The organism is Aeromonas sp. QDB11, assembly GCF_027705265.1.
In the GTDB taxonomy this organism is placed as follows: Bacteria; Pseudomonadota; Gammaproteobacteria; order Enterobacterales; family Aeromonadaceae; genus Aeromonas; species Aeromonas allosaccharophila.
The window spans coordinates 1-1,342 of the sequence record NZ_JAPDBM010000174.1; the positions used below are offsets into that span (position 1 = coordinate 1).

Genomic DNA, 1,342 nt, shown 5'->3' on the forward strand with positions numbered 1-1,342 from the left:
CGGGGGTAACTCCGCTCCCTTCGCTCCGGCAAGACAAACTGCCCCGCCTGCTTATCCAGCTCCGCCACCCGCTTCGGGATACTCCCCGGTGACAGGTACGGCATGCAGCTCAGTTCATGGATGAGGTACACCGATGCCATGTGAAAACTCAGCTGGCTCGCCGTGTATCCCTTCAGACTCGCCGCCATCTTTACCATCTGGCTGCGCAGCAGGTTATACGCCAGCAGCACGCCCCACAGCTCTTGCCGTATCCCCGCCGCTTTCTTGCTGCGCAGGGTCAGCCGGTGTTGTTGCAGGCTGTGCTTCATCTCCCGATAGCCCAACTCGATTTCCCAGCGGTGGCTGTAGAGCTCAACGATGTCGGCACCCGGGAAGCGCATCGGGTCGACCATTGAGGTCAATACTTGGCGCTCCTTGCCATTGATGTGGCGGGTCAGCAGGCGGGCTTCCACTGTGTCCGGCAGGTGCGGCCACTTCTTCCTCGCCTGTGGGCTGGTTTTCAGCAAGACCAGTGCATCCTGGCGTCCCAGTTTGCGCACCACCTCGTATTGGGTGCCCTTTTTGAGCGGCAGCAACCAGTGCCGCTCAACGCCCGCAGCCTGCCATGCGTGGAGCAGGCCGAGGGAGTAGAACCCCTTGTCGAACAGTGTGAGCGAGTGGTCCGGTGTGCGCGCGATGAGTTGCTCGGCCAGTACCATCTCGTTGACGGCGCAGCTCTCCATGACGGCTTGCGTGAGTAGGTGGCTGGTCAGCTCCATCTGACAGAGCATGCGCACCTGCGGATAAGCGGTCTCCCCATGCTGGGTGCCAGGTTTGGCAAAGGCAGCGACATTGTCCGGGGTATCGGGTGTGCGCCACATCACGCCATCGACGGCGAGCAGTTGCAGCCCGGCCCAACCGGGATGATTAGCCTGCTGGTGCCAGCGCGAAGCTGTCTCGTGAAACAGCCGTTCGATGCTCTTGTCACCCAGTTTTTGGCGAGCTTGCAGGAAGGCGCTGGGGGCGACAAACGGGCGGTCGCCGGGCAACAGGATATCGAGCTGATTGACCAGCTGAGTCATGGGGACGTGGCGGAAGATGGCCATGCCGATGATGGCCCAGACCAGGCGCTCCATGGGCATACGGCGACGGCGCAGGGTAGCGACGCCCTCTTCGCCGAGCAGAGTGGTGATGAGCTCGTTGGGAATGAGGTCGGAGAGTGACTCAAACTGAGCGGCATTGCTAGCGTGGAGGAAGTCGAGAGCCTGGTCGATACGCATAAAAAATCCGAAACCAATCAACAGGTTTCGGATTTTCACACATCAGAAGGATCGGTCAATGGATCCTTAACTGATCGGCATTA

At 60.4% G+C, this 1,342-nt stretch carries 1 protein-coding gene; it reads right to left on the reverse strand.

The window, feature by feature from the left end; all coding sequences use genetic code 11:
• Positions 1 to 1,259: IS4 family transposase (locus tag OKC40_RS22475; protein WP_270797030.1), on the reverse strand; the 1,259-nt coding region annotated here is incomplete at its 3' end.
• Positions 1,260 to 1,342 lie beyond the last annotated feature (83 nt).